The sequence below is a fragment of the Streptomyces colwelliae genome (assembly GCF_048158785.1).
Lineage (GTDB): Bacteria > Actinomycetota > Actinomycetes > Streptomycetales > Streptomycetaceae > Streptomyces.
In genome coordinates, this window is the sequence record NZ_JBLTJC010000723.1 from 1 (window position 1) to 2109 (window position 2109).

The 2109-nt window shown below is 73.0% G+C and carries 1 protein-coding gene; it reads left to right on the forward strand.

The features are described 5' to 3' along the window. Nucleotides 1-2109: condensation domain-containing protein (locus tag ACNFOC_RS53655; RefSeq protein WP_416966206.1), on the forward strand; the 2109-nt coding region annotated here is incomplete at both ends.

The window sequence follows — 2109 nt, forward strand, 5'->3', positions numbered from 1 at the left end:
GCCCCTCACCCCCAACGGCAAGCTCGACCGCGCCGCCCTGCCCGCCCCCGACTTCACGACCACCACCGGTCCGGACGCGGGCACTTCGCCCCGCAGCCCGCGCGAGGAGATCCTCACCGGACTCTTCGGAGACGTCCTCGGCCTCGAACGCGTCGGCGCCGACGACGACTTCTTCGCCCTCGGCGGCCACTCCCTGCTCGCCATGCGCCTGGTCAGCCGCGTTCGCACGGTACTTGGCGCCGACCTCACCGTCCGTACCGTCTTCGAGGCGTCCACCCCCGCGCTGCTCGCGGCCCGCCTGGACGACCGGGCCGGCGGACTGCCCGCCCTCGTCCCCGCCGAGCGACCCGACGAACTCCCGCTCTCCTACGCCCAGCAGCGCCTGTGGCTCCTGCACCGCATCGAGGGCCCGGGAGCCACGTACAACATCCCGGCCGCCTGGCGCCTGACCGGCACGCTCGACCGGGACGCCCTGGCCGTCGCCCTGGACGACCTCGCCGTACGGCACGAGAGTCTGCGCACGGTCTTCCCCGAACGGGACGGCAGCCCGCGCCAGGTCGTGCTGGACGAGGCCTCGGTACCCCTCCACCACAGCCGCGTCACCCAGACCGAACTGCCCGCCCACCTCGCCGAGGCCGCCGCGCGCGGCTTCGAGATCGACCGTGAACTCCCGCTGCGCGCGCACGTGTTCGAGGTGGACGAGGACGAGCACGTCCTGCTGCTCGTGCTGCACCACATCGCCGGCGACCAGTGGTCCGACGGCCCGCTGTGGCGGGACCTGGCCACGGCCTACGAGGCCCGCCGCGAGGGACGGGCACCCGCGTGGACGCCACTGCCCGTGCAGTACGCCGACTACGCCCTCTGGCACCGCGAGGCACTCGGCGACGCCGACGCCCCGGACAGTCGCCAGTCCCGCCAACTCGCCTACTGGCAGACGGCATTGGCTGGTCTGCCCGACGAGCTCGCGCTGCCCACCGACCGTCCCCGCCCGCTGGAGAGCAGCCACCGAGGTGGCGCGGTCGGCCTGACGCTCGACGCCGAACGGACGGCGGAACTACGTACGTTGGCCCGCCGCCACGGCGTCAGTATGTTCATGGTCACCCAGGCCGCCGTCGCCGCACTGCTGCACCGGCTCGGCGCCGGGGACGACATCCCGCTCGGCGCACCCATCTCCGGACGGGGCGACGAGCACCTCGAAGACCTGGTCGGTTTCTTCGTCAACACCCTTGTCCTGCGCACCGATCTGTCCGGCGATCCCACGTTCGCCGACCTGCTCGCCCGCGTCCGGGCCACCGACCTCGCCGCCTACGAACACCAGGACCTGCCCTTCGAGCGGCTGGTGGAGGCGGTCAACCCGGCCCGCTCACTGGCCCGGCACCCGCTGTTCCAGGTGATGGTCGTCCACCTCGACGACGAGGGCGCCACGCCCGCCCTGCCCGGCCTCACCGCACGCCGTGAGGAACTCGGCCAGCAGGGAGCCAAGTTCGACCTCAGCTTCGACTTCGTCGAGCAGGGCGCGGACGGCATGCGGTGCTGGATCGAGTACAGCGCCGACCTCTTCGACGAGTCGACCGCCGAACTCCTCGCCCAGCGCCTGGAGTTGCTGCTGGCCCAGGTCGCCACCGACCCCGACCGGCGCATCGGCGCGCTCGACGTCCTGCGCGACGACGAACGCGCCCTCGTCCTCACCGACTGGAACGACACCGCCCGCACCGTCCCCGACCTCACCCTCCCGGAACTCTTCCGCGCCCAGGTCGCCCGCACCCCCGAGGCCACGGCGGTCGTCTTCGAGGACACCGCCCTCACCTACGCCGAACTCGACCTGCGCGTGGAGAAGTTGGCGCACACCCTCGCCGCGCGGGGTGCGCGGGCCGAGGCAGTCGTCGCCGTCGCCCTGCCCCGCTCCCTCGCCCTCGTGGTGTCCCTCCTCGCGGTCCACCGAGCGGGCGCCGCCTACCTGCCCCTCGACACCGGCTACCCGACCGAACGGCTCGCGTACACACTCGCCGACGCCCGCCCGGTCTGCCTGATCACCACCGAGGGCGTCACCCTCCCGGACGGCGACGTACCCACCATCACGGTGGAGGCGGACGGCACTCCCGACCACCC